Below are 24,070 nucleotides of genomic sequence, written 5' to 3'. Positions count from 1 at the left end.
GCCGTCAGGTCGAAAGGGAAACTCAGTTTCGTCATTCCGGGGCACGCGTGAAACGCGTGAACCAGGAATCCCGAGATGGCTCGAAGAGAGATTCCGGGTTCGCGAGCTGCGCTCGCGCCCCGGAATGACTCTGGTGTGAGACACTCACCGCGTCGCGAGCGCCGCAACCGGTGCGAAGCGGCGGATGCCGAGCGCGGCGCCGCCGACGATGCCGGCGACCGCGATGAACGACGGCAGCGCCAGCGTCGACAGGCCGGTGAGGCCCTGCCCGACCGAGCAGCCATAGGCCATCGCGCCGCCAGCCCCCATCAGCGCCGCGCCAAGCGTCGAGCGCAGCATGTGCGGCGCCGAGGTGAAGCCCTCCAGCGCGAAGCGCCCGGTGAGCAGCGCGGTGGTGGCGCTGCCAGCGAACACGCCGACCGCGAGCGCGACGCCGAAGCTCAGAGTCAGGCCGGTGGAGAACATCGCGTATTGCAGCGTGTCGGCGAGCGGTGCGACGAAGCTCAGCGAGGTCGCCGGGATCGGATTGAAGTCGTCGGCGCCGACGTAACCCGTCGTGAGCCAACCGGCGACGACCAGCAGGCCGATCACCACGCCGGCCGCGATTTGGCCCGGGGCACGACGGAACGAGCGGTCGGAAAACGCGAACGCGAGCAGCGCACCGGACGCGAGCAGCACCGCGGCGATCTGCGCGACCGCTTCGCCGAGGCCGGCGGCGCCGAGCAGCGACGGCACCGAGACGTGCGGCGGCGACACCTGGGTCCATTGCAGGAAGGCGAGCCGACCCGGCGCGATCAGGCCCTTCAGCGTGATCTGCGCCGCGACCGCGATCAGGCCGACCACCAGCAGCGAGCGGAGATTGCCCTTGCCGAGCAGCACCAGCGCCCGCGAGGCGCAGCCGTTGGCCAGCACCATGCCGAGGCCGAACATCAGGCCGCCGAGGAAGATCAGCGGCGCCGAGAACGACGGCAGCAGATACAGCGATTTGCCGATTTCGACAGCACCGAGCCCGGCGATCAACTGGGTCCCGGCGATCGCCACCGCCAGCGCCACCGCGTAGCTGCGCAGCTTGCGTCCGTCGTCCTTGGTCCAGTAGTCGCGCAGGCCGCTCATCAGGCAGAAGCCGCTGAGCAGCCCGGCGACGCCGAACGCGGCGCCGATCGCGAAGCCAAAGACGAGAACGAGGTCGGGAGGCTGCATGGTCTTGCTCTGTATTGCCGGGAAGCCCGGCTCAATCGATGAGACTGATCTACAAGTCGCAGCAAGCACGCGAAACGGCTCGCGGAAAATAAGGATGAAGCAATCGTCTGGCAGCCGAATCGAGAGAATCGTGCCAAATCGGCCGACCGGCCGAGCAAATCCTTCCCCCTGGCAGGGAGGCGCCGTCGCGTGCCGGCCGCCAGGCAAATGCATTCCTGCGCGATGCCAGCGCCTATTCTAGGACTGCGAAGCTCGACCGCCGGTTCTCCGACAGGGCACCTCCGGCTTGCGGTAGTCGATTTCCTCCCTCGAACGAGGGAGGAAGATGTCGCCTTTTGCCACTCTCGGAGAAGTCGCCAGCATGATCCGCCTCGCAGGATCGGCGAGAAGGATCAGCGGTGATGATGACCATCGCCTCCGTGATCGTGGTGGTGATGCTCGTCCAGCATCGCGAAATACTCGTCGTCGCGATCGTTCCGGAAGGCGTCGGCATAGGCCGGCTCGGTCATGCCGCGCCGCCAGTAACCGATCGCCAGCACCTGACGCGGGCCGAACCCGCGCTGTTTGCGCGCATGGGCGCGCAGCCGGCGTACGGTGGCGGATTCGCAGCCGATCCAGACGAAGCCGTCCTCCGGCGACGGCCAATCCATGCCCAGCACCGCGTCCTGAATCAGCGTGGAGTCGCCGGGCTCGGTGCCGTTGCGGTGCAGCCAGGTGAGTTCGATGTCGGCGCGGCAGTCGATCAGCTGCTCGTCGGCCGGGCCCGGCACTTCGATGAAGGCACGGCCGCGCGCGGTCGGCGGCAGGCTCTCCATGATCCGGGCGATCGCCGGCAGCGCGGTGTGATCGCCGGCGAGTAGATACCATTTGGCCGGCGCCACGGTGAGCCCAGCGGGCAGCCCGACGCCGAGCAGATCGCCGGGCTTGGCGTTCGCCGCCCAGCGCGACGCAACGCCGTGCTCGTGCATCACGAAATCGACGTCGATCTCCCGTGCCACCGGATCGTAGCGGCGCAGGCTGTAGGTACGGAGCGCCGGGCATTTGTCCGGCGCCGGCCAGATCGGCCTGCCGCCCTCGCCGGCCAGCGGCCATTCCGGCTCGGTGACGCCGGGCGGCGGCACCAGCAGCTTGATGTTCGGTCCGTCGCCGTAGTTGTCGAGTTCGTCGCCGCCCAGCGTGATCCGGCGCATGTTCGGAGTCAGCAGCCGATTGCGCACGACGTGGAGCACCCGGACGTCGCGGAAGCGCTTTGGCGCCATCGTTGTTTCAGCCATAAGCGTCATGATCACACACTCCTGTTACGCACGCGGGCGGCATCGCGATGCGCCGGCGATACGCCTTCGATAATGATATGAGGGCGGCCCTGCTCGCCCGGCTCGATCCGCGCCACCACGCCGTAGACGTCCGCGATCGTCGCCGCGGTCAGCGCCTCGGCCGGCGTTCCCGCCGCCGCACAGCCGCCGTGGTCGAACACCACGACGTAGTCGGCCCAGCGCGCCGCCAGATTGAGATCGTGCAGCACGACGATCACCAGATGGCCTTCTCCGGCGAGCCGGCGCAGCGTGTCCATCACCACGATCTGGTGGCGCAGATCGAGCGCGCTGGTCGGCTCGTCGAGCAGCAGCAGACGCGGCTCGCGCACCAGCGCCTGTGCCAGACTCACCAACTGACGCTGGCCGCCGGAGAGCTGATCGAGCGACTCCAGCCCGAGGTCGGAAATGCCGAGACGATCCAGCGCCACGGCGGCGCGATGCGCCGCGGACCCGCCCGGCAGGTGCGGCTCCGCCGTCGCCGAGGCGCGCAGCGCCACGATCACCGACTCGATCACCGTCAGCGCCACGCCCTGCGGCAGCGTTTGCGGCGTGAACGCCATCACCTTGGCGCGCTCGCGGGCCGACAGCGCCGACAATTCGTGATCGCCGAGCGCAATCGTTCCGGTCGACGGCAGCAGGCCGGCGAGCGCCATCAGCAGCGTGGATTTGCCGGCGGCGTTCGGACCGACGAAGGCGATCAGCTTGCCGGTCGGCAGCGGCGGCAACGTCAGGTCGCGGATCACCGGGCGGCGCGGATAGCCGGTGGATAGTCCCTTGATCAGCAGTTCGGGCCCGCTCATTCGCGCCCCCGCCGGATCAGGATCAGCGCCAGGAAGAACGGCACGCCGATCAGCGAGGTGACGAGCCCGATCGGCAGCACGATGCCGGGAATGATCAGCTTGCTGACACACGACGCCAGCGACAGCACCAACGCGCCGGCGCAGGCGCTGGCGGGAAGAAAGAAGCGATGATCCTCGCCGACCAGCAGCCGGGCGATATGCGGCCCGACCAGACCAATGAAGGCGATGGTGCCGACGAATGCGACAGCAGCGCCGGTCAGGATCGAGATGCGCAGCAGCGCGAACAGTTTCAGCCGCCGGACGTTGACGCCGAAGCTGGAGGCACGATCCTGCCCCAGCCGCAGCGCGGTGAGCTGCCACGAGGACGCCATCGCCAGCGGGAACGTCAGCAGCACCACGATGCCGAGCACCGCGACGCTCTGCATGTTGGCGCGGGTGACGCTCCCCATCGTCCAGAACACCAGTTGCTGTAGCGCCTGTTCGGTCGCGATGAACTGCATGATCGCGACCAGCGCGTTGAAGGTGAAGAACAGCGCGATGCCGAACAGCACCTGGGTCTGGCCGTCGGTGCCGCGCAGCCGGCCGAGCACCTGGATCAGCAGCGCCGATCCGAACGCGAACACGAACGCGTTGGTCGAGATGATGCCGATCCGCGGCACGCCGGGAATGCCGATGCCGAGCACGATCGCGAGCGCGGCGCCGAAGGTCGCGGCCGACGACATGCCGAGCGTGAACGGGCTCGCCAGCGGATTGGCCAGCACGGTCTGCAACTCGGCGCCGGCCACCGCCAGCGCCGCGCCGACCAGCGCCGCCATCAGCGCCTGCGGCAGACGGATCTCCCAGAGGATGACCGCCGAGGATCGGCCGAGGCTCGATGGATCGAACAGACCGCGTAGCAGCTCCGCGGTCGTCAGCGACGACGGGCCGGTGCCGAAATCGAGTTGCAGCGCCGCGATCGCGGCGATCGCCAGCAGCACCACCACGGCGGCGCGGCGACGCGTGCGTCGCAGATGTCCGGTGACGATCGATTGCGCCGGTGCGGTGAGATCGCTCATCGGCCGCGCTCCGCAGGCTTCGGGTCGAGACTGACCCAGAACGTGCCGACCAGCGGCACCGGCAGGAAGCGGCCGTTGAGCTCACGCAGGCTTTCCTCCGGATCGACGTCCTTGAACAGCTCGGGGTGGAACCATTTCGCCATCACCTCGACCGCCAGGAAGTTGAACGGCACGTTGTTGAACAGATGCCAGATGCCGTGCACGCGGCCGGTCCGCACCGCGCGCAAGCCGTCGAGGCCGGGTTTGCTCACCACCTTGGCGAGGTCTTCGCGCGAGATGGCGGGATCGACGCCGGGGCCCAGCACCAGCCCGCCGAGCGCCTGCAGATGCATCCCGCCGGTGCCGACATAGATGTCGGGATCGCGTGCCATGACATATTCGAGGCTGAGCTGACCGCGCGCCATCGTCTCGTCGAGGCTGGGCCGGCCGGCCGGCTGCTTCAGCACGTCGACCGCGATGTTGTGGCCGCCGGCGATGTCGATGAATGCGCCGATCGTGACCCGGCCCGGCGAATTGCAGCACTCCATGTGACCGGCATGCGCGTGCATCAGCACGTTCGGCAGCGCCGGCCTGGCCGCCGCCAGCCGCGTGGTGATGCGGTCCATGTGCGACTGATAGAACGCGATGAACTGTTCGGCGCGCGCCTCCTGGCCGAGCAGGCGGCCGAGGATGCGCATGCTCGGCACGGTATTGGTCAGCGGGTCTTCGACGAAGTCGATGAACACCACGGGAATGCCGGCCGCCTCCAGCTTGTGGACGACGTCGTCCGAGCGCCGCGACGGGCCGTAGCCGCCGCTCAGGATCGCCACGTCCGGCGCTGCGGCCAGCGCCTGCTCGACCGAGAACGTGTCCGGGCTGCCGCGGCTCACGAACGGCACCCGATCGAGCAATGGAAATTTCGCGCGATAAAGATCGTACAGCCGCTCGTCCTGCCGCCGCATGTCGGCCGACCACGCCACCAGCAGCGACGCCGGATGCGGATGCAGCAGCGCCAGCGCGACGAGCTGCCGGCCTTCGCCGAGCAGGATGCGCTTGACCGGCGCCTCCAGCGTCACGTCGCGCCCGGCGATGTCGTGCACGGTGATCGTCGCCGCCGCGGCCGGTGCTGCGGCCGCGACGAACAGCCAGGCGATCAGCGCGCCGATCAACGAGCTTGGTTTCATGGTGTCTTCCCTCGTTGTGCGGCCGCGCGTCACGGCCGTCGCGCCAGCGCGAAGCCGACCGCGCGGCTCAGCGCGGCGGGCACCACCGAGCCGTGGTCCTCGCCGGCGAACATCGCAAAGCAAACTTCGGGCCCCCGCCCCGGCAACGCGGCCAGCCACTCGGATAGTTCGCGCGCGTTGTCGACCATCCGGTTGCGCTGCTTCCACGCCGCGCGCGTCGCCGTCTCCGCAGCACTCGCTTCGGCGACCGTCAGCCGCTGTTCGAGCTCGCCGATCGTGACCAGCACCTTGGCATCGACGCCGGTGGTCCGGACCAGCTCCGCGAACGCCGCGACATAGTCGTCGGCGACGTAGCGATGCCACCAGATCGACGGGCTCGCAGCGATAGTGTGACTGAACGCATCCGGACGGGTGAACAGCGCGTGCAGCGCGAACAGTCCGCCGAACGAATGGCCGAACAGTGCCTGCCGCTGCAGGTCGACCGGAAATTTCCGCGCGATCAACGGCCGCACGACATCAAGCAGGAAGGCGAGAAACGTGTCGGCGCCGCCGACCGTCCCCCAGCGCGACCCGTCCGGCCGCGGCGGCAGCTCGGTCGCGGTCACCGGCGGCGTATAGTCGGCCGCGCGCCGTTCGAGATCGAACGGCTGATCACAGGGATAACCGATCGCGACGACAACCGCCGGAACGATCCCGGTCGACTCCGGTTTGCGCGAGCGCATTGCCACGATCTCGGCGGCGGTGCCGAACACCGCATTGCCGTCGAGCAGATACAGCACGGGATAGCCGGCAGAATCGGCAGGCGGAGCGACTGGCGCCGCGATCATCAGATCATAAGGCCGTCCCTGGGCGGAGACGATCCGGATCCGCTCGCTGCCGGGCACGACATAACCAGGCCCGACAGGCGGACGATCATTCTCCTCCGGCACGGCACGCACGCTCGATGTCTGTCCGATCGCATTCATGCCGAGCTGTCACCACCGATACCGCAGCGTCGCCAGCACCGTGCGGCGCAGGCCGTAGTAGCAGCCGGCATCGAAGCTGGTGCCGACGCCGCACGACGCGACATAGACCTTGTCGAACAGGTTGGTCGCGTTAATCGAGAACCGCGTTCCCTTCATCGACGGCGACAGATAGCCGAGATCGTAGTGCAGCGCCGCGTCGGCCACGGTGAAGCTCGGAACCACCAGGGTGTTGGTCGAATTGCCGAAGCTTTCGCCGACATAGCGCACGCCGGCGCCGAGGCTCAGCCCGCCGAGCACGCCCGAGGACACGTGCTTGAGGTGATACATGCCCCACAGCGCCGCCATGTGCTCCGGCACCTGGAGCGGACGCTTGCCGAGCTCGGCGGCGGTGTTGGTCGCGGTGATCTTCATGTCCTGGTAGGTGTAGGAGCCGATCAGATCGAGGCCGAACGCGAGGCTGCCCTTCACCTCGACCTCGACACCGCGGGTGCGGACCTCGCCGGTCTGGACGCTACAGCGCGCGGTGGCAACGCCGCTGCAGCCGAGATGGGTCGGATTCGGATCCGGCGTCTGCACGTTCTGCTGGGTCAACTCGTAACCGGCGACCGTCGCCAGCAGTCGGCCTGGCAGCTCGTACTTCAGGCCGCCCTCGATCTGTTCGCCGGTGGTCGGCTTGAACGCAGTCTTGTCATAGCTCAACACCGTGCCGGTCACCGGCTCGAACGAGGTCGAGTAGCTGACATACGGCGCAAAGCCGCTGTCGAAATGATACAGCGCTCCGACCCGATAGGTCCAGGCGTCGTCGGATTGCGACGCCAAAGTGCGGGCATTGGTGGCCAGCGTGGTCTGCCGATAGTCGTAGCCGGCGCGATCGTGCCGTCCGCTCACCATCAGCACCAGCCGGTCGAATTTGATCTGGTCCTGCAGATACACGCCGAACTGGGTGTTGACCTGCGACGCGTCGGTCTGGAACGCCGGCGTTCCGATGACGGTGCCGTACGCCGGATTGAGGAAGTCGATGGTCGGGACCGCCGTGGACGAACCGAGGAGCCGCGAGGCATCGGCATACTGATAGTCGAGACCGAACAGCACGGTGTGGCTGAAGGCGCCGGTCAGGAACTTGGCTTCAGCCTGGTTGTCGATCGCGAAGGAGTCGACCTGCTCGACCACCTTGGATTTCGATCGGGTCAGGGTGTGCAGGTTGGCGCCGAAACCGCTGACCGACACGCCCTGAAAGTCGGTGGCGAGGTTCATGTAGCGAACGTTCTGCCGGACCGCGAACGCATTGTTGAAGCGGTGTTCGAACTGATAGCCGACCGACGCCTGTTTGCGGCTGAACACTTCGTAGGTCGGATCGCCGGCGTTGAAACTGGTCGGGATCTGACCGAAGGGGTTGGATTCGACCGTGCCGCGCTGCGGCAGGAACACGCTGTACCAGCTATTCGGATCGTAGGTGTAGTTCGCCAGCACCGTCAGCGAGGTGTTGAGGCTCGGCCGATAGGTCAGCGCCGGCGCGATCATGTAGCGCTGGTCCTTGGTATCGTCGACCTGGGTGCCGGAGTCGCGCACCAGCCCGGTCATTCGGTACAGCCACTTGCCCTCGGCATCGGCCGGCCCGCCGAAATCGAACGCCGCCTGCTTGCGATCCCACGATCCGCCGCTGAGTTCGATCTCGCCGAATGCCTTTTCGGTCGGCTTCTTGCTGACGAGGTTGACCAGGCCGCCGAGGCTCGACTGGCCGTACAGGATCGACGCCGGCCCGCGCAGCACTTCGATGCGTTCGAGGCCGTAGGAGTCCACGGTCGGCACCGCGAACGAAATGCCGCGCTGCAGCTTCAGCCCGTCCTGGAAGCCGACAAAGTTCTGCAGTACGCCGTTATTGTTGCCGAAGCCGCGGACCGGAACGATGTCGTAGCGGCTTGCGGGGCGCAGATCGACGAAGGTGCCGGCGGTGTAGCGCAACGCCTGCGATACGCTCTGGGCGCCCTGATCGCTGATCTGATCGCGCGTCACCACCGACACCGACGCCGGCGTTTCGATCAGCGACGCATCGGTCTTGGTGCCGGTGGCGCTGCGGCCGGCGACGTAGCCGGCGACCGGACCGGTCGCGGACTCCACCGCGCTGGTAGCGGCCGCCGCGGCGGGCGGCGCGGCGGGCGGCGCGGCCGTCGTGGTGCCGCCGCGCTGGGGCCGAACCGCGGCGCGATTGGCGTTGCGCGCGGGTTGCGGTCGGGCCGCCGGACGAGCGCGGCTCGGCGCATCGACAACCACCGCGGGCAGCGACGAGCCCGACGCCGACGGAGCCGCCGTCTGGGCATGGCCGTTTGCCGGCACCGCCAACGTCACCGCCAATCCGCCGACGGCCGCCAACCATTCCCGCGCCGTCACGCCCCGCTCCTGCATCACTCGATCCCCACTTGCTGATGAAGCTGATGAGCGGGATCAGTTACGGCAGGTGCTGCAGCGCAGCCATAGCCCGAGTTTTGCGCGGCGGCGATTTTTCTCTGCCGGAACGTGGAATCGTTCCAATCCGCACGAGCCGCGCCTGCAATCTGGTCGAGCCGCCGGCATCGAGCCCTCGCCATCAGCCGCGCTCAGAAGCTTCCGCGCATGCCGATGCCGAACATCCTCGGCTCCGTCATGCTCGCCTCGATGCCGCCGATGCCACGATTCTCCTGCATGTAGGTCGCGGCGCGCTCGTCGAAGATGTTCTTCACATAGCCGTAGACCTCCGCCATTTCGTAGAGCTTGTAGCTGACGCGGAGATCGGCCACGGTGTACGGATCGATGGCGTATTTGGCCGTGTTGGCGACATCCGAATAGTATTTGTCGAGGTGACGGACCTGCCCCGAAACGTTGAGCTTGTCGGTGGCATCCCAGCTCGCGCCGAAACTCAGCATATAGCCCGGCGATCGCGCGAACTCGTTGCCTTCGTAGCTGACGTTGCTCGAGATCTCGTCGATCTTGGTGCGCAACACGCCGGCACCCGCCCGCAGCGTCAGGCTGTCGATCATCCGGTAGTCGACGGCGAGCTCCAGCCCGTAGGCATGGGCCTTTTCGGCGTTGATGACGTAGGTCTGGGCGATCCCGGTCGAGATCACCACCGGGATGTTGTACTGCGCATTCTTGAAGTCCATGTAGAACAGATTGCCGTTCACCGTGAGCCTGTCGTTCAGCAAATTCGCGCGGGTGAACAACTCGTAGTTCCAGAGCGACTCCTCCTTGAAGGTGGTCCATTGCCGGGAGTTGAGGTTGAGCGACACGCCGCCGGGATTGTAGCCACGGCTGACGAGCGCGCCCACGCTCAGTTCAGGCGTGAGCGCATAGGCCACCGACAGCTTCGGCAGCAGCGCCGTGAAGGTATTGTCGTAATCGATCCGCTGCGGCGCATAGACCGACACTCCGGCGCGCTGGATATGGTCGTGCTGGGAGCGCAGCCCGCCGGTTACCGTCCAGCGGTCGGTGGGCCTGTAGGTCAGTTCGCCGAACACGCCGAGATTGGTCTTGCGATCATCGAACGTCGAGACGCCGCTCAGATACAGAATCTCGTCGGCCTTGGTGTAGCCGTAGTAGACGCCGGCAAGTCCGCTGAGCTCCGACCCCTGGTCGCCGAACGTGACCCGGGTTTCGTTGGAGACGTTCTTGCGCTCGATATCGGCATTGCCGTTCGAGGCCACCGGCGCGACCCGATGGACCGACGAGCCAGTGTACTGCATCTGGTTGAACAGCTTGAACCCGTTGTAGAAATCGTGCTTCAGGTCGAAGATTCCGGTGTCGTTGACCTGGTTCCAGGTCGGCATCGTCGTTGTGACGTGCTGCAGCTTCTCGTAGGGCGGCGACGCCGCCTCCTGGCCGGGACGATTGCTGGAATTGTGCGCGTAGGTCAGCTTCGCCTCGAAGCCGGGGATCGCCTGAGGCAGCCACAACAGCTTGAAACGCGCGTCGAGCGACCGGAAATCCTGGTCGGTCAGTCCCCGCTGGAAGTTCGGGCTGACGTAGTCGATGAAGGTGTCGCGGCCCGAATAGTCGATCGCGAGCCGCGCCGCCAGTTCGTCCTTCACCAGCGGTCCCGACACCGCCACCGAGGTCCGCCGGGAGTTGTAGCTGCCGATCTCGGCCTGATAGGCGCCTTCGGGCTTGAAGGTCGGATCCTTGGTGTTGACGATGATCGCGCCGGCGATGGCATTCGCCCCCTGCGACGTGGTTTGCGGGCCGCGGAACACTTCGATGTTCTTGACGTCCCAGGCGGAGGTGGCGCCGAAATAGTACTCGCTGTAGCTGAGATAGTGGCCGTCGAGGTTGATCGTGGCGCGCGGCACGGTGCCGCCCCAGAACGAGTATTGGCCGGTCAGCGGCCCCTGCGTGTCCTGCCCTCGGATCACCGGCGCGCTCACCGTATCGGTGTAGACCACGTTCGGAACGCCGTTGATCACTTCCGACACAGAAGCGTCGCCGGCCTTCTCCGTTTCGATTTGTTTCTGGGTGATCACCGAAACCGACGAGGCGGTGTTCTTCTGGTCGCGCTCGACCTTTTCGCCGGTGATCACGATCGCGTCGAGCGGGATTCCGCCGCCCGCCGCCGACGACGCAGCCGTCTGCCCGAACGCCGGCGCGGTGGCGATCGCGGACAGGATCGACAACGTGCCGATACTGCGTGCGCCAAGCGCCTCTGCCAATTGGCCTGCCATCGATCGCGGATGCCGACTTGTCGCCGCTCGAATTCGCATGACTCATTCCCCACTGCTGAGTTCGACTAGCGGGATGAGTTACGACAACGCGCCGCCTCGCGGCCATGGGCGGGAGTGTTGCGCGGACGACATTCTTCTTTGCGTGAGCTTGAAATCCTTCCAGTTCGCCGACTGGCGCCGACATCACGGCGATCGGCCCGGCGGCTAATCTAGAGACGTTATAGGTCGCAGGCAGGACAATCCCGATCCGGGCTGGTGTATGCTGCCGCTTTGAAACTCCTGAAGCTCAAGGGTGATCGATGCTTTCGGACCGGCAACGGAAGGTCGTCAGCGCCGACGATCTCAAGCGTCTGGCCGGCGCCACCGACAGCGCATTTCGGCTGGTGACGCCCGGATTGGCAGGTAGTTCGCCGATCCTGGTCGGAGAATTTCGCCGGATTCACTTGCGGCAGGGATTGACGCTGCACACAACCGATACGCGCGAGATACACGATCTGCACACCGAGGCGGCCCAGCCGCCCGGCCTCACCGTGGCGCTGTTCCTGCAGGGTTGCGTCCACGTCTGCCTGGGCGGCCATCCGATGGAGCTCGGCAGCATGGAAGGCGCACACGAGATCGAAGCGATCGCGATCGCCCGTTCGAAGTCCGACAGCTTCGCCCGTCAGTCGGTCAGGGGCGTCCACATCCGCAAGGTCAATGTCACGCTCAGCCCGGAATGGCTCGACCAGGAAGCGTTGGCGGATTCACCGGCATGCGCCGAGGCGCTGCGCTTTCTTCGCAGCCATCTCAACACCCGGCGCTGGAAGGCGACACCGCGTCTGATCGCGATCGCCGAGCAGATCCTCAATCCGCCGCCTCTCGCCGGCCCATTGGAGCGCCTGTATCTCGAATCCCGCTCGATCGAGATGGTCGCGGACGCCCTGCAGGCAATCACCGACGCCTCGGCCTGCTTCGAGGGCGCCGTGCTGCATCCGGCACATCGCCGCTGCGTGCAACGCGCCTGCTCGTTCATCGATGCCCATCTCGACCAGGAGCTGACACTGCAAACCATCGCAGCGGCGGCGGGCCTCAACCCCGGCAGCCTGCAACGCGGGTTTCGCGTGCTGCACGGCACGACGATCTTCGACTACGTGCGCAGCCGCAAGCTGGACTACGCGCGTGAGATGCTCGAACGCGGCGCGCTCTCGGTCGGCGAAGTCGCCCACATGGTCGGGTACAGAGCTTTGGGCAATTTTTCCACGGCGTTCAGGCGCCGGTTCGGCATCACACCGCGACAGATACGATCACACTCCTGAGCTGCTCGGCTCTGATAAGCCTGCCATAGGCGGAGCCAGCGCGTGGTGGAGACTTGTGACCGGCGTGCGCCCGAAAGGGTCAGAAAATCGGGAGTCGTCCTTCCTTCCCCGGCCAGATCGATTTCCCGCCTTCCCTGGACGAACATCCCACCATTAGAGTTGTTCTGTTTGTGATAGAAACCGCACCGCGCTCGGAGTGCTCACAACAGGCACAACCTCATGGTGAGGAGGCGCGAAGCGCCGTCTCGAACCATGCGCGGCAAGGCATGCGGCTCCTCATCCTTCGAGATGCCCGGCTTTGCCGGGCTCCTCAGGATGAGGACGTTAGGCCCCTCGGCAAGGTCCAAATCCGCTTCAATCAGTCGATGAAGCGCTCCAGCGTGTGGTGAATGCGCGCTGAGCGAAAACGGCAAGCTGCAGTTCGGGGGCGCGGCCGATCAGCAGAGCGCGATCCCGGCGTCGTTCAAAGGCGTCGACCAGACGTCCGACGCTACGCAGAAAGGATAGCAACTCTGCATGCCGCTCATATCCGCTGACCGCCAGACGCATCGATCTTCTGGCCGGTAACCCAGCCGCCGGCCTCCGACAGCAGGAAGATCACGACCGCAGCGATATCCTGCGGCTGACCGAGGCGCCCCAGCGCGATCGTGGCTCTGGTGGCCGTAGCCCGCTCAGGATCCTTGTCGAGCGGATTCATGTCGGTCACCGTCGCGCCCGGCTGCACCGCATTCACGGTGATGCCGCGAGAACCGAGTTGCTTGGCGAGCACCACGGTCAGAGTCTCCAGCGCCGCCTTCGACGGCGCGTAGATGCTCATCTCGGGAAACGCCGCGCGCGTTCCCATCGACGAGATGTTGACGATGCGCCCGCCGTCGCGGATCGCCGGATGCAGCGCGCGGGTCAGGAAGAAAGGTGCGCGCAGGTTCACGGCGATCATGCGGTCGAAGATGTCACCGTCGACCTCGTCGATCCGATAGCGGCCGCCGAAGCCGGCATTGTTGACCAGAAGGTCGAAGGCGCGCTCGCCGGTGCGACGCTCGATCTCGTCGAGGAATCCGGCAGCCAGTGCCTCGGGCCCCGCCTTGTCGGCAAGGTCGGCCTTGAGCACGAAGCCGTCTCCGCCCTCGGCGCGGACGGCGTCCAGCGTCGCCTGCGCCGCATCGGCGTCGCCGCCATAGTGCACGGCGACCAATGCGCCTTCGCGCGCTGCCGCGACCGCGATGGCGCGTCCGATGCCCCGGCTCGCCCCCGTCACCAGTGCAGTCTTGCCGGCAAGCGCGGGGCTCATGCGGCCACCTCTGCGCCCGACGACACCGACCACCCGCCCCTGGCTTCGAGCTCCTTCGCCTCGCGGATCAGGGCCGCGCGGTCGATCTTGTTGGTTCCGGCCCACGGCAGGTCGGCGACGAAACTGACACGGCGGGGATGCTGATAGGTCGGACCATTCCGCAGCGCGTAGGCCTTGATCTCCTCCGTGGTGGCATGCTGGCCATCGGTCAGGACCAGGAATGCGACCGGCATTTGCCCCCGCTCCTCGTCGGCGAGCGGAACCACCGCCGCCTGGCGCACCGCGGGGTGCGTCTCGAGCATCTTCTCGACGTCGCCGGGATAAATGTTCTCGCCGCCGCAGACGAACATGTCGTCGGCGCGGCCGATGAAATAGTAAAACCCATCCTGGTCGCGGCGCATCACGTCGCCGCTGTAGTACCAGCCGTCCCGCATCACCGAGGCCGTCTTCTCCGGCATACCGCGGTAGCGCGTCATCAGAGCCGGATTTCGCATCAGCAGAACGCCCTCGTTGTCGTCCGGGCCGTCGACCAACTTCACCATCGCCGGATCGACCGGATAACCGATCGTCATCGGCGGCAGCGGCTTGCCGTCCGGGTGCGCGCCGAAAACCGCCGGGCCGGCCTCCGTGGTGCCGTAACCGTGGGTGAGCGCGGCGTGCGGGAACGCGGCCTGAATCTTGTCGGCCATCGCCCTGGTAATCGGCGCCGAAGCCAGCGCCAAGCGCTTCAACCGGCTGTAGTCGTTGGCGGCGAGCAGATCCGGCTCCCGCAGCAGCCGCGCGAACATGGTCGGAACAGCGGTGACGGCGGTGACGCGATAGTCGGCGAGCGCCTGCAGATAGCGCCGGCCGTCGAATCCCGGCATCAACACGACGGACGCATTGCTGGCGAAGATGCACTTCGCGCCGAACAGGCCGTTCATGTGAAACAGCGGCTGCGCGATGATGTAGACCTCGTTCGAGCCGTCGGCATCACCGACCTTCGTGCTCAACGCCCAGAGCTGGCTGTCGTGGCTGAGTTCAACCCCCTTGGGCCGTCCGGTCGAGCCGGAGGTGTAGAGAATCTGCGCAAGCTCGCCGGGCCGCGCTTCGATCGTTTCGAAGTCGCCCGGCACGATGGTCGCGGCGAATCCGGTCGGACCGTCGTCGTCGAAGTCCAGCACCGCGAAGCCGTCCGGAACCAGCCGCCGCGACGCCGCATCGACGAATGCGAACTTCGAATCGGAATCACGCAGCACGAATTCGATCGTCTCCGGTGGCTGTTTGGTGTTGACCGGCAGCGCGACGAAGCCGGCTCGCATGATCCCGAAATACACCGCTAGGTACTCGGCGCGGTTCGACGACAGGATCGCCACCGTCGTCCCGCGCGGAAAACCGCGCGCGGTGAGATACGACGCCACCCCATTGGCCAGTCTGTCGATCTCGACGTGGCTCCATATCCGCGGCTCCGTCGTCCACAGATCGATGATCGCCGGACGATCCAGATCGCGGGAGCGATCCACCAGATCTCCGAGATTCTTCCATCCGAAGCTCATGCCCGTGCTCCTGCCTTGTACTTGCCCTCGACCCGCCGGCCGAAGGATGCTGTGGGATTGTTCGTCGTGACTTTGAGCCGGTCGACCAGATCGTAGTGACAAGCCGCCTTGCGGTCCTCGCCGAGTTCCCGAAGGATCGGCCTCTCCTGACGGCAGCGATCGGTGACGAACGGACAGCGCGTCGAGAACGCGCAGCCTTCCGGCAGATTTGTCGGGCTGGGGAGATCGCCCTGCAGCACGAAGCGCTGGCGGCCACGCATCAGTTGCGGATCGGCGACCGGCGCCGCGGCGAGCAGCGCCTGCGTGTAGGGGTGTGCCGGGTGCTTCCAGATCGTTTCGGCCGCCCCGGTCTCGACGATGCGGCCCAGATACATCACGATCAGCTTGTCGGCGATGTGCTGCACCATCGTCAGATCGTGCGATATGAACAGATAGGACACGCCGAACTTGTCGGACAGATCCTGCAGCAGGTTGATCACCTGGGCCCGGATCGACACATCGAGCGCCGACACCGGCTCGTCGCAGATGACCAGTTTTGGTTTGAGTGCCAGCGCACGCGCGATCCCGATGCGCTGACGCTGACCGCCGGAGAATTCGTGCGGATAGCGCGTCGCGGCATCCGGCGACAGCCCGACATGCGCCATCAGCTCGGCGACGCGCGCCGCAATCGCCGCCTTGTCGTAGCCGGCAATCTGCAGCGGCTGCGCGATCAGGTTGCCGACGGTCCGCCGCGGATTGAGCGAATTGTGCGGATCCTGGAAGATCATCTGCATCTTCGCGCGGATCGGCCGCATCGCCGCAGCCGGCATGCTGGTGATGTTCTGGCCGTCCAGCACGATCTGCCCGTCCGTCGCCGGGATCAGATGCATGATCGCCTTGCCGAGGGTCGACTTGCCGCAGCCGGATTCACCGACCAGGCCAACCGTCTCGCCGGGCTCGATATCCAGGCTGACGTCGTTGACGGCGTGAACTGTGCCGGACGACGTCTGGTAGTCGACGACGAGACTACGCACCGACAGAAGCGACATGGCGTTTCTCCATTTCGGCAGCGAGAAAACAGGCGGCCAGGTGTCGCGCGCCCTGATGGATCAAAGCAGGCTGTTCGACGCGGCAGCGGTCGAACACCGACGGACAGCGATTGGCGAATGCGCAACCGGTCGGTCGCTCGGCCAGGCCCGGTACCGCCCCGGGGATCTCGACGAGCCGGTGCCGCCGCTCGTCGCCGGGTTTGGGCGTCGCGCCGATCAGCCCGCGCGTATAGGGATGGCGCGGATCGTCGAACAGCGCATCGACAGGCGCCTCCTCGGCTTTCTTGCCCGCATACATCACCGTCACCCGATCGGCGACGTCGGCGATCACCCCGAGATCGTGCGTGATGAAAATCATCCCCATGCGCGATTCCCGCTGGATCTCCTTCAGCAGCTCGATGATTTGCGCCTGGATCGTCACGTCCAGCGCCGTCGTCGGCTCGTCGGCGATCAGCAGCTTCGGCTCGCAGGCGATCGCCATCGCGATCACCACGCGCTGGTTCATTCCGCCGGAAAGCTCGTGCGGATAGGCATCGAGCCGGCGCCGGGCATCCGGAATGTGCACCCGGTCGAGCAGTTCCAGGGCCCGCTTCTCGGCCGCTCGGCGGTCGAGCTTGAAATGGCGGCGCAGCACTTCGGCGAGCTGATAGCCGACGGTGTAGACCGGGTTCAGCGAGCTCATCGGATCCTGAAAGATGATCCCGATCTCGCGACCGCGCACCGCCTGCATCTTGCTGTCGCTCAACCGGTTGAGATCACGTCCCTCCAGCAGGACGGAGCCTCCCGTCACCCGCGCCGGCGGCGTCGGCAGCAGTCCCATGATCGCCAGCGATGTCATCGACTTTCCGCAGCCGGACTCGCCCACCAGGCCGAGCGTTTCACCATGGTCGACCGCGAGAGAGAACCCGTCGATCGCGCGCAGCACGCCGCGCCGTGTGAACAGATCGACCTGCAGGTCGCGGATTTCGAGCAGCGGGGTCATCTCAGCGGTCCCTCAGCTTCGGGTTGAGCGCGTCGTTGAGACCGTCGCCGATCAGGTTCATCGCCAGCACCGTCAGCATGATCGCCAGCCCTGGAATGGCGCAGATGTACCAGGACCGTCGGATCAAGGTCCGGCCATCGCCGATCAACGCGCCCCAGCTCGCGACGTTGGGATCGCCGAGGCCGAGGAACGAGATCGCGCTTTCGAACAGGATCGAACTGCCGATGATCACCGATGCGAGGACAATGACGGGCGGAATCGCATTCGGTAGAATTTCGCCCGCCATGATGCGAAGATTGCTCATGCCCATCGATCGGCAGGCCAGCACGAACTCACGGTTCTTCAGGGTTAGAAATTCGGCGCGCGTCAGCCGGGCGATGCCGGGCCACATCGTGATCCCGATCGCTACGATGATATTGTCGATCGACTGCCCCAGGATCGCGACCACCGTCATGATCAGCAAGATGTTCGGGACAGTCTGAAACAGCTCGGTGAGCCGGGTCAGGATCTCGTCGATCCAGCCGCCGAACCAGGCCGCGGTGGCGCCGATCACGACGCCGATCACCGTCGCGGTCAGCGCCGCGACGATGCCGATCATCAAGGTGGTGCGCGCACCGTAGACGATCATCGCGAAGATATTGCGCCCGATCGAATCCGTTCCGAGCGGATAGCGCGGATTGGTGAACGGCCAGACCTCCGGGCGCGACACGATGCGCAGCGGATTCTTGTCGATCAACCACGGAGCGGCGAGCGCGAGCCCGACCACCAGGACGATGACGATCATTCCCAGCAGCGCGCCACGATTGCGGGCGAAGCGCGCGGCGAATTCGACGAAGGCGGACGAGGTACGAACCGTCATGGGTCATCGACTCCGGATTCGCGGATCAAGCCGGTAGTAGGCGAGATCGACCAACAGATTGGCAACCGCCACGACCACGGCGGAGAGTACGAAGACACCCAGCACGACCGGATAGTTGCGGCTCATGACGCTGTCGAGCATCAGACTTCCGATGCCGGGCCAGGAGAACACGGCCTCGATCACGACGGAGCCACCGAGCACGGTGCCGAGCTGAAGCCCGAGCAGCGTGACGACCGGCAGCAGCGCGTTGCGGAACACATGGGCGACGATGACGCGTGTCTTGCTGAGTCCTTTCGCCCGCGCGGTGCGGACGAAGTCGAGCGAGAACACCTCCAGCATCGAAGCGCGCATCACCCGGGTGTAGATCGCGGCGTAGAACAGGCCGAGCGACAATGCCGGCAGGATCAGATGCCGAAGCACGTCGATCACGTATCCGACCGGCCCGAACTGTTCGCCGATCGTCGTCATGCCGCCCACCGGCAGCCAGTCGAGATGGACGGCGAACAAGATGATCAGCATGATGCCGAGCCAGAACGTCGGCGCCGCGAAAAAGAACACCGCCGCCAGCGAGATCACAACGTCCCATACCGTATTGACCTTCACCGAGGCGACGACGCCGGCAATCATCCCGAGCGTGACCGCGACCCCGAGCGACGTCAGCATCAGCAGCAACGTCGATGGCAGTTGCGCCATGATGATGTCGAAGACCGGTGCATTCTGCCGGTAAGAATATCCGAGATCGAAGCTGAACACCGACCAGGTGTATTTGAACAATTGCTGGAGGGGCGACTGGTCGAGCCCGTACAGACGCTTCAAATGCTCCAATGTGGCCGGATCGGTCACCTGCTGCTCGGAAGTCATGATGTCGAGCAGCGATCCCGGCGCCATCTGGATGAGCGTGAAGTTCATCACGATGACGCCGAGAATCAGGGAGATGATCTGAAACAGCCTGCGTATGATCGAGCGTTTCATCGATTCATCTCCTCTCGCAATCAAACGTCGAGCCAAACGTCCGACAGGCTGTCGGCTGAAACGTCGGCGCGATTGCCGACGCCCTTGACCTTCTTCGACATCATCGTGGTCGAGATCAGCTCGACCAGAACGGTGATCGGCAGATCGCGTGCCACGATCTCTTGCAAATTGAAGGCCAGTTCCTTGCGCTTGGCTTCGTCGGTCTCGACCGACATCTTGGCGACGATGGCGTCGATCTCGGGGTTGGAGTAGCCGTTGGCGTTGCGGAACGCCGCCCCCTTGACGATGCCGCTGGTCGAGACGTAGTCGGTCTGCTGCGGCACCAGTTCAACCCGGGCGGCGTAGTTCGACAGCGCGATATCGTAGTCGTAGTCGCCGTAGATCTGCTTCAGCGACGTCGCGCGATCGGGCACGGTCAGATTGACCTCGACGCCGATATCCTCCAGGTTCTGCTTCACGAACTGGCCGACCTTGCCGTTCTCCTCGAACCAGCCCGCCGCAAGCAGATGCACCTTGAAGCGCGACTTGCCCTTCTTGGGATAGCCGGCGTCGTCGAGCATTTTCGCCGCCTTCTTCGGATCGAACTCGTAGCGCGGCAGCTTCGGGTTGTAGAACTTCGGATTGGTGGAGCTGACGAATGACGTGCCGGGCTTGGCTCGGCCGAAATACACCACGTCGGCGATCGTCTCCCGGTCGATCGCGGTCAGCAGCGCGCGACGAACGGCGGGATCCTTGACGATGTCGCGGCGGCTGTTGAACTCGATCGTGGACGCCCAGGCCGCGCCGAGATAGCCGTCGGTCGACGCCTCGAACTTGCCGGTCTTGGCCAGCCGGTCGATATCGGGCGCCGGAATCGGATTGAAGATGCCGAGCTGAAGCTCTTCTGCCTCGAGCGCCGCGGTGCGGGACGACGCGTCGCGCCAATAGCGCATCACCAGACCATTCAGATACGGCTTGCCGGCGTCCCAGTATTTGTCGTTGGCGGCGTATTCGATATGACTGCCGCGCACCCACTGCTTGAACTTGAACGGGCCGGTTCCGACCGGCGCGTTGTTGGCCGGATTGGTCGCGATCTCCGTCCCCTCGTAAACGTGCTTCGGAATCACCGGAGCGGTCGCCAGCACCGACTTGAAGAAGAATTCCGGCGTCGGTTCGCTGAACTTCACCCGAACGCCGTCGTCGATCGCCTCGATGCCGGAGAAGTTCTTGAGTGCCGCCTTGGCGATCGTCTGCGTCCAGTACTGGTTCATGCTGAAGACGACGTCGTCGCTCGTGAACGGCTTGCCGTCGTGCCACGTCACCCCCTTCCTGAGGGTGATGTCGTACGACTTGAAGTCCGCCGACGGCTTCACGCCGGTGGCCAGCACCGGGAAGAACTCGGCCTTGCTGTCCTGGCGCAGCAGCGGTTCGAGGATCTTGGTCGAGCTGATCAGCGGGCTCGAGCCGCCGCCGCCGGGCACGAACACCGCCTGCGGCTCGAATCCGCCCCAGGTCGCGACCAGCACCCCGCCCTTCTTCGGCGTCGGCGCCGCCTGCGCGCCCGACGACCAGCCAAACGACGTACCGGCGGCGATCGCAGCAAGGGCGGACGTGCCCAGGAACACTCGTCTGTTGATGTTGCTAGTCATGGAAATCTCCAGTTGGGACGAATGCGGGTTGTCGATTGGCCGCGGAGCGGTTGCTCCACGGAGAATGCCGTGGCTCAGGCGCCGGCCGGGATCGCGTAGGATCCACGACCGATCGCGACCAGAGCGCCCTTGTCGTTGAACAGATCGACATCGGAGACTCCGACCGTTCGGCCGAGACGCCTCACCGTGGCCTTGGCGATCAGCCCGGTGTCGACCGCAGGACGCAGGTAATCGACCCGGAAATTGATGGTCGGAATCCCGCCGCCGACCAGCATGGCGATCGCGAAATCGCCGACCGTGTCGATGATCGAGGCGAGCGGACCGCCGTGCCACTGCTTGGTGCCCGGTCCACGTTCGAATTCGGGACGGAACGGCGCGTGCATCGTCAGCACCTGCTGCTCGAGGTCCAGCTCGGTGACCCGCAAGCCGCAGAACGCGATGAAGGGCGCGTTGTCGGCCATCGCCTGCAAGCCGGCGACGTCGAGCTGCTGGGACGTCGCCCCGCTCATGGAGTCACCACGAGCTTGCCGAGAACCTTGCGGTCTTCGAGCACGCCCATCGCCTCGATGGCGTTCTGCAACGAGAAGGTGCGGTCGATCACGGCCTTCATCTTGCCGGCGCGGATCAGGTCGAACAGCTTCAGGATGTCTTCGCGCTCCCAGCCGTTCGAACCGAAGATCTGCAGTTCGAACGTCCAGATGAAACGGATGTCTTCGGTCGGATCGAAGCCGGCGGTGGCACCGCAGGTGACGAGCCGCCCGCCCTTGCGCAGGCACTTCAGCGAGGGCACCCAAGTGTCGCCGCCGGTGAAGTTGACCACCATGTCGACGCCTGAACCGACCGCAGCCTTGCCGGCGCGCGGCTTGCCGTGGCGGGCGCGGCACTCCTTCATGAAATCCACTTCGTTGTAGAGGATGACCTCATCGGCGCCGATCTCGGTGAGCCGCTGGCCCTTTTCGGCAGATCCGGCGCAGGCGATCACATAGGCGCCCGCGGCTTTGGCGAGTTGCACGCAGCAGATGCCGACGCCGCCCGAGGCGCCGAGGATCAGCACCTTCTCGCCGGCCGACACCTTGCCGATCGTGGTCATCATGCGCAGCGCGGTGCCGTAAGCCACCGGCAGGCTCGCCGCCTGCTCGAACGAGACATCGTCGGGCAGCGCGATCAACTGGTGAGCACGCGTGACGCAATATTCGGCGAGTCCGCCGTGCCGGGTCTCGCCCATCAGCCCGCCTTCGACGCGGTTGATCGGGTCGATCAGCACACGATCGCCAACCTTCCAGCCCTCGACTCCGGGCCCGCACGCCGCCACTTCGCCGGCGATATCGATTCCCATGATGATCGGCATCGGGATCCGAATTCCCGGCATGCCACGGCGCGTGAAGATGTCGTGATAGTTGTAGGACGTCGCCTTGACCTTGACGAGCACGTCACCCTCGCCCGGCACCGGATCGACGAAATCCTCGACATAGCTCATCTTGTCGAGACCGCCGTGTTCATGAAGCAGCACTGCACGCATTGACTTCTCCCTTGTGATTTTTGACCCTGGCCGCCGATCACGCGTGCGATCGGCTGGAGCCGGACTATTCCGAAAATTCGATGACCACTCCGAAGGCGTGCGCCGGACCGACGCGAAGCCCGTCGCCGGCCGTGCCAAACGCCACGCCGGAGGAATTCAGCGCGGCTTCAGCCTGCGCCAGCGATTTAGTCTTGAAGACGAGACCGATCATTTGGGTCTTGCCGGCCTCCGGCAGCGGCGCATCCGCGCCGTAGCGCTCGGACGCCGCCTGCCGGTCGAGTGCGACGACCCGCGCCTCGGCGGCATCGAAACCGAAGCCGCCGGGGATTTCCTTCAGCAGGCCCGGACCGAACATCCGCTCGAACAGATCGAGGGCACCGCGCGGATCATCACCGCAGAACACGAATTCGCTGATATTTTCCACGCCGTTCGCGTGCACCTGCCATTCCGGGCGATACACCAGCTCCGGCGTCTTGTGGTGGCAGAAGAACGTGCGACCGTAGTCGAACCCCTCTCTGGGCAGATGCAGAACTGTGAACGCCGCATCGAAGACGCCATCCCCTGTCTCGACCGGCCGAACGAAGTCGAGCGGTTGCTCCGCCTTCACTCCGGCCTGCTCGACGTTGAGCTGCGCTCGCGCCGGATCAGGGCAGCGCCAGACGATGCCCGACAGCCCTTTGGGGTCGTGCCATTGCTCGGGCCGTTGCTGCTTCTTGCCGGCCTCGTAGCCCAACAGCTCGAGGTAGTTGTTCTTGAAGATCGCCAGATTGTTCGAGGAGCCCAGCGAATGGTGACCGCGCGGCGTCAACTGAAATCCGAGCGACTGGTACGCCGCGGCTGCGGCATCGAGGTCTCCGTGGACGAGCACGATGACATGATCCAGTTCAGCGGGCAGCTTGCCGCGCTGATGACCATCCTCTGATTCAGGCATTCCATTTCCTTGTCGGTTGGCTGGACGTCCGGGTTGCAATTCTCGTTCGGCTGCAATCGAGCCCGCTTCATTGTTGCTTTGCACCTCGCCGAACGTCGTCGACGGGTATTGCAAAGAAACGGTCGAAGCGGGTCTCCATATTTGCGCGCGTTTCGAGATGTTCAGTCTCTGTGCGCGGTGATTTTCAGAATGCCGTTCCTCGTCGGGACTCGCGCGCTCGGCTCATGCGAGCGGCATCCGCTGTCGAACCAGTGTGGTCCAGTACGAACAGCCCCACGGAATCGCGTCGTCGTTGAAATCGAACTTGGGATGATGCAGCGGAGCGCTGTCGCCGTTGCCGATCATGATCATCGCACCGGGGCGCTCGTTCAGCATGAAGGCGAAATCTTCACCGCCCAGGGTCGGCGACAGATCGCCGGTGACGTGAGCTTCGCCCGCGACCGTACTCGCCGCGGCGACCGCGCGCTCGACGCCGATCTCGGCGTTACACATCACCGGGTAGTGGCGGAGATAGGACAGCGTCCCGGTCGCGCCGAATCCCCTGGAAACGCTTTCGGTCAGATCGCGCAGCCGTGCTTCGACGGCGTCACGCGTCGCCTCGTCCAGCGTGCGAACCGTACCTCGCAGTGTGACGACCTGCGGAATGACGTTGAAGGCGTCACCTGCCGCCATCTGGGTGATCGAGACCACTGCGGATTTCAACGGATCGATGTTGCGCGCGACGATCGACTGGCTGGCCTGGATCAGCGAAGCGGCCACCACGACCGGATCGATCGTCGCGTGCGGCTGTGCCGCGTGACCGCCGCGCCCTTCGATGGTGATGATGATCTCGTCGACCGAGCCCATCTG

General features: G+C 65.4%; 20 protein-coding genes. 1 reads left to right on the top strand and 19 read right to left on the bottom strand.

Features of this window, described 5'->3' with window-relative positions; all coding sequences use genetic code 11:
• Window positions 1-144: 144 nt before the first annotated feature.
• The 8 genes from DU475_RS10910 to DU475_RS10875 all read right to left on the bottom strand — a co-directional run bounded on the left by DU475_RS10910 (window position 145) and on the right by DU475_RS10875 (window position 11,184).
• Window positions 145-1,200: a YeeE/YedE family protein gene (locus DU475_RS10910; RefSeq protein WP_164632170.1), complete on the bottom strand. Its 1,056-nt coding sequence runs from the start codon at window positions 1,198-1,200 to the stop codon at window positions 145-147.
• 392 nt (window positions 1,201-1,592) lie between these two features.
• A complete protein-coding gene (locus tag DU475_RS10905) occupies window positions 1,593-2,483 on the bottom strand; it encodes a siderophore-interacting protein (protein WP_164632169.1) in 891 nt (296 codons plus the stop codon).
• Window positions 2,484-2,485: 2 nt separating this feature from the next.
• Entirely contained in the window at window positions 2,486-3,313 is an 828-nt protein-coding gene (locus DU475_RS10900; protein WP_164632168.1) for an ABC transporter ATP-binding protein, read from the bottom strand.
• Window positions 3,310-4,368, bottom strand: a complete 1,059-nt coding sequence (locus DU475_RS10895) for a FecCD family ABC transporter permease (RefSeq protein ID WP_164632167.1) — start codon at window positions 4,366-4,368, stop codon at window positions 3,310-3,312. Before DU475_RS10895 ends, DU475_RS10900 begins: the two co-directional genes overlap by 4 nt.
• Window positions 4,365-5,531, bottom strand: a complete 1,167-nt coding sequence (locus DU475_RS10890; RefSeq protein WP_164632166.1) for an ABC transporter substrate-binding protein — start codon at window positions 5,529-5,531, stop codon at window positions 4,365-4,367. The genes DU475_RS10895 and DU475_RS10890 overlap by 4 nt, the downstream gene beginning before the upstream one ends.
• 29 nt (window positions 5,532-5,560) lie before the next feature.
• Window positions 5,561-6,469, bottom strand: a complete 909-nt coding sequence (locus tag DU475_RS10885; RefSeq protein WP_205524326.1) for an alpha/beta hydrolase — start codon at window positions 6,467-6,469, stop codon at window positions 5,561-5,563.
• Window positions 6,470-6,505: 36 nt separating this feature from the next.
• Window positions 6,506-8,899, bottom strand: a complete 2,394-nt coding sequence (locus DU475_RS10880) for a TonB-dependent siderophore receptor (RefSeq protein ID WP_164632164.1) — start codon at window positions 8,897-8,899, stop codon at window positions 6,506-6,508.
• Window positions 8,900-9,090: 191 nt separating this feature from the next.
• Window positions 9,091-11,184 carry a TonB-dependent receptor gene (locus tag DU475_RS10875; protein WP_164632163.1) on the bottom strand — a complete coding sequence of 698 codons (2,094 nt, stop codon included), beginning with the start codon at window positions 11,182-11,184 and terminating at the stop codon, window positions 9,091-9,093.
• A 299-nt stretch (window positions 11,185-11,483) separates the two neighbouring features.
• Here DU475_RS10875 and DU475_RS10870 point away from each other — a divergent pair, with 299 nt between their 5' ends.
• Window positions 11,484-12,479, top strand: a complete 996-nt coding sequence (locus DU475_RS10870) for a helix-turn-helix transcriptional regulator (RefSeq protein WP_013502859.1) — start codon at window positions 11,484-11,486, stop codon at window positions 12,477-12,479.
• 523 nt (window positions 12,480-13,002) lie between these two features.
• Here DU475_RS10870 and DU475_RS10865 read toward each other — a convergent pair.
• From DU475_RS10865 to DU475_RS10815, 11 genes are all read right to left on the bottom strand, one after another.
• A complete protein-coding gene (locus tag DU475_RS10865; protein ID WP_047309412.1) occupies window positions 13,003-13,767 on the bottom strand; it encodes an SDR family NAD(P)-dependent oxidoreductase in 765 nt (254 codons plus the stop codon).
• A complete protein-coding gene (locus tag DU475_RS10860) occupies window positions 13,764-15,302 on the bottom strand; it encodes a class I adenylate-forming enzyme family protein (RefSeq protein WP_164632162.1) in 1,539 nt (512 codons plus the stop codon). The genes DU475_RS10865 and DU475_RS10860 overlap by 4 nt, the downstream gene beginning before the upstream one ends.
• Window positions 15,299-16,330, bottom strand: coding sequence for an ABC transporter ATP-binding protein (locus DU475_RS10855; RefSeq protein WP_013502862.1), 1,032 nt, complete (start codon window positions 16,328-16,330; stop codon window positions 15,299-15,301). The genes DU475_RS10860 and DU475_RS10855 overlap by 4 nt, the downstream gene beginning before the upstream one ends.
• Complete coding sequence (locus DU475_RS10850; RefSeq protein ID WP_164632160.1) at window positions 16,308-17,312, bottom strand: ABC transporter ATP-binding protein; 1,005 nt, start codon at window positions 17,310-17,312, stop codon at window positions 16,308-16,310. Before DU475_RS10850 ends, DU475_RS10855 begins: the two co-directional genes overlap by 23 nt.
• Before the next feature lies 1 nt (window position 17,313).
• Entirely contained in the window at window positions 17,314-18,171 is an 858-nt protein-coding gene (locus tag DU475_RS10845; RefSeq protein ID WP_013502864.1) for an ABC transporter permease, read from the bottom strand.
• Window positions 18,172-18,174: 3 nt separating this feature from the next.
• Entirely contained in the window at window positions 18,175-19,143 is a 969-nt protein-coding gene (locus DU475_RS10840) for an ABC transporter permease (RefSeq protein WP_013502865.1), read from the bottom strand.
• Window positions 19,144-19,163: 20 nt separating this feature from the next.
• Window positions 19,164-20,771, bottom strand: a complete 1,608-nt coding sequence (locus DU475_RS10835) for an ABC transporter substrate-binding protein (protein WP_047309409.1) — start codon at window positions 20,769-20,771, stop codon at window positions 19,164-19,166.
• Window positions 20,772-20,845: 74 nt separating this feature from the next.
• Window positions 20,846-21,280 (bottom strand): PaaI family thioesterase, encoded by a 435-nt coding sequence (locus tag DU475_RS10830; protein WP_164632158.1) that lies wholly within the window; start codon window positions 21,278-21,280, stop codon window positions 20,846-20,848.
• Complete coding sequence (locus tag DU475_RS10825; protein WP_164632156.1) at window positions 21,277-22,290, bottom strand: quinone oxidoreductase family protein; 1,014 nt, start codon at window positions 22,288-22,290, stop codon at window positions 21,277-21,279. The genes DU475_RS10830 and DU475_RS10825 overlap by 4 nt, the downstream gene beginning before the upstream one ends.
• A gap of 64 nt (window positions 22,291-22,354) precedes the next feature.
• Window positions 22,355-23,335, bottom strand: a complete 981-nt coding sequence (locus DU475_RS10820; RefSeq protein WP_235677238.1) for a VOC family protein — start codon at window positions 23,333-23,335, stop codon at window positions 22,355-22,357.
• Between the two features lie 108 nt (window positions 23,336-23,443).
• On the bottom strand, window positions 23,444-24,070 hold a 627-nt coding region (locus DU475_RS10815), incomplete at its 5' end, for a M20/M25/M40 family metallo-hydrolase (protein ID WP_164632154.1).

Source organism: Rhodopseudomonas sp. WA056 (genome assembly GCF_010906995.1).
GTDB lineage: Bacteria > Pseudomonadota > Alphaproteobacteria > Rhizobiales > Xanthobacteraceae > Rhodopseudomonas > Rhodopseudomonas palustris_G.
Note: the sequence above shows the minus strand (reverse complement) of the source record. Positions and strands in the feature narration are given on the sequence as shown.

What these genes read in the sequence shown, in the direction of transcription:
- DU475_RS10910 (WP_164632170.1), bottom strand. Translation starts at nt 1,200, where the DNA reads ATGCAGCCTCCCGACCTCGTTCTCGTCTTTGGCTTCGCGATCGGCGCC.
- DU475_RS10905 (WP_164632169.1), bottom strand. Translation starts at nt 2,483, where the DNA reads ATGACGCTTATGGCTGAAACAACGATGGCGCCAAAGCGCTTCCGCGAC.
- DU475_RS10900 (WP_164632168.1), bottom strand. Translation starts at nt 3,313, where the DNA reads ATGAGCGGGCCCGAACTGCTGATCAAGGGACTATCCACCGGCTATCCG.
- DU475_RS10895 (WP_164632167.1), bottom strand. Translation starts at nt 4,368, where the DNA reads ATGAGCGATCTCACCGCACCGGCGCAATCGATCGTCACCGGACATCTG.
- DU475_RS10890 (WP_164632166.1), bottom strand. Translation starts at nt 5,531, where the DNA reads ATGAAACCAAGCTCGTTGATCGGCGCGCTGATCGCCTGGCTGTTCGTC.
- DU475_RS10880 (WP_164632164.1), bottom strand. Translation starts at nt 8,899, where the DNA reads ATGCAGGAGCGGGGCGTGACGGCGCGGGAATGGTTGGCGGCCGTCGGC.
- DU475_RS10875 (WP_164632163.1), bottom strand. Translation starts at nt 11,184, where the DNA reads ATGGCAGGCCAATTGGCAGAGGCGCTTGGCGCACGCAGTATCGGCACG.
- DU475_RS10870 (WP_013502859.1), top strand. Translation starts at nt 11,484, where the DNA reads ATGCTTTCGGACCGGCAACGGAAGGTCGTCAGCGCCGACGATCTCAAG.
- DU475_RS10865 (WP_047309412.1), bottom strand. Translation starts at nt 13,767, where the DNA reads ATGAGCCCCGCGCTTGCCGGCAAGACTGCACTGGTGACGGGGGCGAGC.
- DU475_RS10860 (WP_164632162.1), bottom strand. Translation starts at nt 15,302, where the DNA reads ATGAGCTTCGGATGGAAGAATCTCGGAGATCTGGTGGATCGCTCCCGC.
- DU475_RS10855 (WP_013502862.1), bottom strand. Translation starts at nt 16,330, where the DNA reads ATGTCGCTTCTGTCGGTGCGTAGTCTCGTCGTCGACTACCAGACGTCG.
- DU475_RS10850 (WP_164632160.1), bottom strand. Translation starts at nt 17,312, where the DNA reads ATGACCCCGCTGCTCGAAATCCGCGACCTGCAGGTCGATCTGTTCACA.
- DU475_RS10845 (WP_013502864.1), bottom strand. Translation starts at nt 18,171, where the DNA reads ATGACGGTTCGTACCTCGTCCGCCTTCGTCGAATTCGCCGCGCGCTTC.
- DU475_RS10840 (WP_013502865.1), bottom strand. Translation starts at nt 19,143, where the DNA reads ATGAAACGCTCGATCATACGCAGGCTGTTTCAGATCATCTCCCTGATT.
- DU475_RS10835 (WP_047309409.1), bottom strand. Translation starts at nt 20,771, where the DNA reads ATGACTAGCAACATCAACAGACGAGTGTTCCTGGGCACGTCCGCCCTT.
- DU475_RS10830 (WP_164632158.1), bottom strand. Translation starts at nt 21,280, where the DNA reads ATGAGCGGGGCGACGTCCCAGCAGCTCGACGTCGCCGGCTTGCAGGCG.
- DU475_RS10825 (WP_164632156.1), bottom strand. Translation starts at nt 22,290, where the DNA reads ATGCGTGCAGTGCTGCTTCATGAACACGGCGGTCTCGACAAGATGAGC.